A 6,305-nucleotide genomic window follows, 5' to 3' on the forward strand; every position below is an offset into this window, starting at 1 on the left:
CCTGCTGAAGACGGTGGAGCCGGCCGAGCTAGAAAAATCGGTGGAGCTGCTCTCCGGAGCGGCGATGATCCACATCATCGGCCTCAGGCGCGCGTTTTCGGTGGCGACCTACATCGCCTATGCCTTCGAGCGGATGAATGTGCCGGCCATGCTGCACGGCGCGGTCGGCGGGCTTGCCAACTATCAGGCCGTGCGGCCGGGCGATGTCGTGATCGCCATCAGCTTCGCGCCCTATACCGCCGAGACGGTGGCCTTCGCCGAGCAGGCGGCAGGCAACGACATTCCGGTGATCGGCATTACCGACACTGTCGTCAGCCCGTTGCGACCGTTTTCGGCGACGACGCTTTCGGTCTCGGAGGTCGATTTCGGAGCCTTCCGTTCGCTGTCCGCCACGCTCGGTCTGGCGATTGCCCTGACGGTCGCCGTCGGCGCGGCGCGCAACGGATCGTGAGCCTCGAAATCCGAATGTTAATATTGAAATTCAAAAAAATAGAATTTATAATCCAAAAATGAGCGAAACGGACGCCATGACCCTACATGGCGCGCAGGCCGGCAGACATGTCCGGCAGGGAGGCATTATTGTCGTCACTTGACCTGATCACCATCGGCCGGTCGTCGGTGGATCTTTACGGCGCCCAGGTTGGCGGGCGGCTGGAGGACATGGCCTCCTTCAACAAGTATATCGGCGGCTCGCCCACGAATATCGCCGCCGGCACGGCGCGTCTCGGCCTCAAATCCGGTCTGCTGACCCGCGTCGGCGACGAACATATGGGCCGGTTCATCCGCGAGCAGCTGGTGCGCGAGGGCGTCGACGTGCGCGGCGTCAAAACCGATCCGGAGCGGCTGACGGCGCTGGTCCTGCTCGGCATCCGCGACCAGGAACAGTTTCCGCTAATCTTCTATCGCGAAAACTGCGCCGATATGGCGCTGTCGGAAGAGGATATCGATCCGGCCTATATCGCCGAGGCGCGCTGCGTCTGCGCCACCGGCACCCACCTTTCCCACCCCCGCACCGAGGCCGCCGTGCTGAAGGCGCTCAGGCTGGCGCGCGAGAACGGCGCCCGGACCGCGCTCGATATCGATTATCGCCCCAATCTCTGGGGCCTTGCCGGTCATGGCGCGGGCGAAAGCCGCTACATCGAATCGGACGCCGTCACCGCCAAGCTGCAATCCACGCTCTCCCTGTTCGATCTGATCGTCGGCACGGAGGAGGAATTCCACATCGCCGGCGGCAGCACCGATACGCTTGCGGCGCTGAAGGCGGTGAGGAAGGTCTCCAAGGCGACGCTGGTGTGCAAGCGCGGCCCGATGGGTGCGGTTGTGTTCGATGGCGACATCCCGGCAAGCCTCGATGACGGCCAGACCGGCGAAGGGTTTCCGATCGAGGTGTTCAACGTGCTCGGCGCCGGCGACGGTTTCATGTCCGGCCTGCTGAAAGGCTGGCTTTCCGGCGAGGACTGGCCGATCAGCCTGAAATACGCCAATGCCTGCGGGGCCTTCGCGGTGTCGCGCCACGGCTGCACGCCGGCTTACCCCAGCTGGGAGGAGCTGCAGTATTTCTTCCGTACCGGCATTCGTAACAAGGCGCTGCGCAAGGACAAGGCGCTCGAGCAGGTGCACTGGTCGACGAACCGCACCGGCGACTGGCCGGAAATGCGCGTCTTCGCCTTCGATCACCGCATCCAGCTTGAGGAAATGGCGGACGAGGCGGGCGTTTCCCATGAGCGGCTCGGCCCGTTCAAGGAACTCTGCCTGAAGGCGGCGCTGCGCGTTGCCGATGGCCGACCGGGCTACGGCATTCTCTGCGATGGCCGGTTTGGGCGCGATGCGCTCTATGCCGCCACCGGCACGGGGCTCTGGATCGGCCGCCCGGTGGAACTGCCCGGCTCCCGCCCGCTTGCGACCGAGGCCGAGATCGGTGCGGATTTCGGCGGGCTCGGCGAATGGCCGGTCGACAATGTCGTCAAGGTGCTCTGCTTCTATCACCCGGATGACGCCGCCGCCATGCGGGCCGATCAGGAGGCAACCGTGTCGCGCCTGTTTTCAGCCGCGAGGCGCAATGGCCTGGAATTCCTGCTGGAGGTGATCCCTTCCAAGGTCGCCGCCATGAATGACGATACCACGGCCGCCATCATCGACCGCTTCTATGAGATCGGCGTCTACCCCGACTGGTGGAAGCTGGAACCGATGAAATCTGCAGAGGCCTGGGAAAAGGCATGCGCGGCGATCACCCGCCACGATCCCCATGTGCGCGGCATCGTCGTGCTGGGGCTCGATGCGCCGGCCGCCGAACTGGAGGAAAGCTTCGCGACGGCGGCGAAATTCGATCTGGTCAAGGGCTTCGCCGTCGGCCGCACCATATTCGGAGAAACCGCGCGCAAATGGCTCGCCGGCCGCATTGACGATGATACCGCCATTGCCGAGATGGCGGAAAAATATCGCAGTCTCGCCGCAGTCTGGGACCGCGCGCGCAAGGAGAATGCAGCATGAAAACCATCCGGCTCACGGCGGCGCAGGCAACCGTCCGCTATCTCGCAAACCAGTATAACGAGGATGGCGAGCCCTTCATCGCCGGCGTCTGGGCGATCTTCGGCCATGGCAATGTCGCGGGCCTGGGCGAGGCGCTTTACGGCATGCGCGAGGTGCTGCCGACCTATCGCGGCCAGAACGAGCAGACCATGGCCCATGCCGCGATCGCCTATGCCAAGCAGTTGCGGCGCAAGCGCGCAATGGCCGTCACCTCCTCCATCGGCCCGGGCGCGCTCAACATGGTCACGGCCGCCGCCCTTGCCCATGTCAACCGCCTGCCGGTGCTGCTGCTGCCGAGCGACGTCTTCGCCAATCGCGGGCCCGATCCGGTGCTCCAGCAGCTTGAGGATTTCGGCGACGGCACCATGACCGTCAATGACTGCTTCCGTCCGGTGAGCCGCTATTTCGACCGCATCATGCGCCCCGAACAGCTGATCACAGCCTTGCCGCGCGCCATGCGGGTGCTGACCGATCCGGCTGAATGCGGCCCGGTGACGCTGTCACTATGCCAGGACGTGCAGGCCGAAGCCTTTGATTTTCCCGAGACGCTGTTTCAGAAGAAGGTCTGGCGACAGCGCCGGCCGGAGCCGGACGCGGCCGAGTTCGCTGCCGCCGTCGCGGCGATCGAGGCGGCGAAGAACCCTGTCATTGTCGCCGGCGGCGGGGTGCATTTTTCCGGCGCGACGGAGACGCTCGCGGCATTCGCCGAGCGGCATTGCATTCCCGTTGTCGAGACGCAGGCCGGCAAATCCGCGCTTGCCTGGGACCATGAGCTGAATTTCGGTGCGGTTGGCGTGACCGGCACGGCAAGCGCCAATGCGGTCGCTGAAAAGGCCGATCTGGTGATCGGTGTCGGTACGCGGTTTCAGGATTTCACCACCGGGTCGTGGTCGCTGTTCAGCCATCCCGAGCGCCGGATACTGGCGCTCAACGTCCAGCCCTTCGACAGCGCCAAGCACGACGCCATCCCGCTGGTGGCCGATGCCCGCGTGGGGCTCGAAAAGCTGAGCGCGGCGCTGGGCGACAAACGCTTTGCCGAGCCCGATGCGACGTTGAAGGCCGAATGGTTTGCGAAGGCCGACGCCTATACCGCGAAGCCCGAAGACACCAATGCGCTGCCGACCGACATGCAGGTGATCGGCGCGGTCCAGCGCGCGGCGCGCGACAACACCGTGGTGATGTGCGCTGCCGGCACCATGCCGGGCGAGCTGCATCAGCTGTGGAAGGCGAAACTGCCGCTCTCCTACCACATGGAATACGGCTTCTCGACCATGGGCTACGAGATCGCCGGCGGGCTCGGCATCAAGATGGCGGAGCCGGAGCGCGACGTGGTCGTCATGGTCGGCGACGGCTCTTACATGATGGCGAATTCCGAGCTTGCGAGCGCCGTCGCCATGGGCGTCAAGATCACCGTCGTGATCACCGACAATCGCGGCTATGGCTGCATCAACCGGCTGCAGATGGCGACCGGCGGGGCCGAGTTCAACAACCTCTACGCCCATTCCAATCACCAAAACCCGATCGCCATCGACTTTGCCGCGCACGCGGCGGCAATGGGTGCGACGGCCACGAAGGTCGCCTCGATCGCGGAACTCGACGAAGCGCTGGCAGCGGCGCGGGACGCGAGCGGGGTAACCGTGATCGTGATCGACACCGATCCATACCCGACGCCGGATGCCGGCGGCCACTGGTGGGATGTCGCGGTGCCGGAAGTCTCCGAACGGAGCGAAGTCAACGAAGCGCGCGCCGGCTATGAGGCCGCGCTCAGGAAGAGAAGCTGAGCATGATCCTTTACGGCACAAATCCGATTGCCTGGACCAATGACGACGACCGCAGTCTCGGCGCCCATATCAGCCTCGAGCAATGCCTGGACGAGACCGCGAAGATCGGTTTCGACGGTATCGAGAAGGGGCATAAGTTCCCGCAGGACCCCGAGGGACTGAAGGCGGTGCTGGAGCCGCGCGGCCTGAAATATGTCTCCGGCTGGCATTCGCTCAACCTGCTCGAAAATTCGGTCGAGGAAGAGAAGAAGGCGATGCAGCCGGCGCTCGATCTGTTGAAAGCGATGGGCGCAAAGGTGATCATCGTCTGCGAGACCTCGAACGCGATCCACGACGATGATGGCAAGCCGGTCAATGACCGGCCTAAGCTTGCCGACGGTGAGTGGGTCGATTTCGGCGCGGGCGTCGAGGCCCTAGCGCAATACGCCGCCGATCAGGGCATCACGCTGGTCTACCATCACCATATGGGCACCATCGTCGAAACCGAGGACGAGATCGACCGGTTGATGGAGAACACCGGGCCGGCGACAAGGCTGCTGCTCGATACCGGCCACTGCCTGTTCGGCGGCGGCGATCCGGAACGGCTTGCCGCAAGGCATATCAGCCGCGTCGGCCATATCCACGCCAAGAACGTGCGGCCCGCGATTGGCCGGCAGGTGCGCGATGAAAATCTCTCCTTCCTCGAAGGGGTGCGCCGCGGCGTGTTTACCGTGCCGGGTGATACCGAGGGCGGTGTCGATTTCGCGTCCGTGCTGAAGATCGCGGCCAAGGCCGGCTATCAGGGCTGGCTGGTGATCGAGGCCGAGCAGGACCCGGATGTGCGCAATCCGTTCGAATATCAGTCGCTCGGCCTGAAAAGCCTCAAAGCGATGGCGAGGCAAGCGGGTCTCGATACCGCCGCCTGAGGCGGAAGACAAAAAAAGGGAAAGCAAGCGATGAGCAAACTTCTCAGAAAACCGACGGCAACCACCGGCAAAGTGCACGACATCACGCCGGAAACCGCGAACTGGGGCTATGTCGGCTTCGGGCTCTATCGTCTGAAACCCGGCGAAAGTGCGCACGAAGACACCGGCGACACCGAAGTGATTCTCGTGCTTGTCGAGGGCAAGGCCGAGATCGCGTCGGGCGATGTTTCGTTCGGCGAACTCGGCGAACGCATGAGCGTGTTCGAGCGCCTGCCGCCGCATTGCGTCTATATTCCCGCCGGCAGCGAATGGTCGGCCACCGCCACGACCGATTGCACGCTCGCGGTCTGCACCGCGCCGGCAAAGCCCGGTCGCAAGGCGCAGGTGATCGGCCCGGAAGGCATCGCGCTGACCGAACGCGGCAAGGGCGCCAACACGCGCTATATCTTCCCGATCGCGATGGAAGAGCGCGATGTCGCCGACAGCCTGCTGGTGACGGAAGTGTTCACGCCCGCCGGCAACTGGTCCTCCTATCCGCCGCATCGCCATGACGAGGATCGCTTCCCCGACATGACCTATCTGGAGGAGAGCTACTACCACCGCCTGAACCCCGCCCAGGGCTTCGCCTTCCAGCGGGTGTTCACCGAAGATGGTTCGCTGGACGAGACCATGGCGGTGTCGGATGGCGACGTGGTGCTGGTGCCGAAGGGCCACCACCCCTGCGGCGCGCCCTATGGCTATGAGCTCTACTACCTCAACGCCATGGCCGGGCCGCTGCGCAAGTGGCGATTCGAAAACCACCCGGATCACGACTGGATCTACCAGCGCGACGCCAAATCCGAGTAAAACCGGGTCTTCCCGGGAGGGCGGGACAGGCGGTCCGGCGACGGTTTTCTAGGCCGCTTTCAGCCTTGAGTCCCCGGACGGTTCATAACATCGGGCCTCGCGTCAAAAAAATGTCGCGGGGCGCTTGCCGAAGCAGGCAGGCTGTTTTATAGAGCAGCCGCTGGTCACGGAGTGTAGCGCAGCCTGGTAGCGCACCTCGTTCGGGACGAGGGGGTCGCAAGTTCGAATCTTGCCACTCCGACCA

5 protein-coding genes and 1 tRNA gene are annotated in these 6,305 nt (G+C 64.2%); all 6 read left to right on the forward strand.

Features of this window, described 5'->3' with window-relative positions:
* A partial coding sequence (locus tag B4E36_RS15565; RefSeq protein WP_345900555.1) for a MurR/RpiR family transcriptional regulator occupies positions 1-451 on the forward strand: 451 nt, incomplete at its 5' end.
* 107 nt (positions 452-558) lie between these two features.
* Positions 559-2,490 (forward strand): bifunctional 5-dehydro-2-deoxygluconokinase/5-dehydro-2-deoxyphosphogluconate aldolase, encoded by a 1,932-nt coding sequence (locus B4E36_RS15570; RefSeq protein ID WP_414673768.1) that lies wholly within the window; start codon positions 559-561, stop codon positions 2,488-2,490.
* The gene (iolD, locus tag B4E36_RS15575) at positions 2,487-4,310 is read left to right on the forward strand and encodes a 3D-(3,5/4)-trihydroxycyclohexane-1,2-dione acylhydrolase (decyclizing) (RefSeq protein WP_292057353.1); all 1,824 of its coding nucleotides are present in this window, start codon (positions 2,487-2,489) and stop codon (positions 4,308-4,310) included. Before B4E36_RS15570 ends, iolD begins: the two co-directional genes overlap by 4 nt.
* Before the next feature lie 2 nt (positions 4,311-4,312).
* Complete coding sequence (iolE, locus tag B4E36_RS15580; protein ID WP_292057354.1) at positions 4,313-5,215, forward strand: myo-inosose-2 dehydratase; 903 nt, start codon at positions 4,313-4,315, stop codon at positions 5,213-5,215.
* Positions 5,216-5,245: 30 nt separating this feature from the next.
* Positions 5,246-6,061, forward strand: a complete 816-nt coding sequence (iolB, locus tag B4E36_RS15585; RefSeq protein WP_292057356.1) for a 5-deoxy-glucuronate isomerase — start codon at positions 5,246-5,248, stop codon at positions 6,059-6,061.
* Between the two features lie 167 nt (positions 6,062-6,228).
* Positions 6,229-6,305, forward strand: a tRNA-Pro gene (locus B4E36_RS15590).

It is taken from the genome of Martelella sp. UBA3392, from assembly GCF_002358775.1.
Taxonomy (GTDB): domain Bacteria; phylum Pseudomonadota; class Alphaproteobacteria; order Rhizobiales; family Rhizobiaceae; genus Martelella; species Martelella mediterranea.